Annotated in this window: 1 protein-coding gene; it reads left to right on the top strand. The window is 43.3% G+C overall.

All coding sequences use genetic code 11. The features are described 5' to 3' along the window. Positions 1-158 precede the first annotated feature (158 nt). Positions 159-581 carry a hypothetical protein gene (locus D5R40_RS33605; protein WP_124155928.1) on the top strand — a complete coding sequence of 141 codons (423 nt, stop codon included), beginning with the start codon at positions 159-161 and terminating at the stop codon, positions 579-581. Positions 582-677: the final 96 nt, after the last annotated feature.

Here is a 677-nt window from a genome sequence, read left to right as displayed (position 1 = left end):
ATATCAAATCCGGTAGCATCGGAGTAATTAAACCTGAATTTTCGGCCACCAATGGCTATGGTTATACGGCTTTGTGAATCCAAATAATGGTGAAACTTACTACTGGATTTTACCAAAAGTTAATGTAGAGCTTTTTAACCGTAAGCGATGTTCATCCATTGCCCAGACTTCAACTGTGGCCTCTGGGTGTTTTTGCCCTACCACGTCCAGCACATGACAAAGGGGAGATCACAGAGCAAGAACAGTGGAAAAAAAAACTCAACCAGAAAGTCCAAGAAGTAGGGCAAAAACACCCAGAGGCCACAGTTGAAGTCTGGGCAATGGATGAACATCGCTTAGGGTTAAAACCTATATGTAGAAGAGTCTGGGCTCAGTTGGGTAGTCATGCGATCGCCAATGTTAACTGGAAATACCAATGGCTATGGTTATACGGCTTTGTGAATCCAAATAATGGTGAAACTTACTACTGGATTTTACCAAAAGTTAATGTAGAGCTTTTTAACCGTAAGCGATGTTCATCCATTGCCCAGACTTCAACTGTGGCCTCTGGGTGTTTTTGCCCTACCACGTCCAGCACATGACAAAGGGGAGATCACAGAGCAAGAACAGTGGAAAAAAAAACTCAACCAGAAAGTCCAAGAAGTAGGGCAAAAACACCCAGAGGCCACAGTTGAAGT

Origin of the sequence: Okeania hirsuta, assembly GCF_003838195.1 — a bacterium.
GTDB lineage: Bacteria > Cyanobacteriota > Cyanobacteriia > Cyanobacteriales > Microcoleaceae > Okeania > Okeania hirsuta.
Note: the sequence above shows the minus strand (reverse complement) of the source record. Positions and strands in the feature narration are given on the sequence as shown.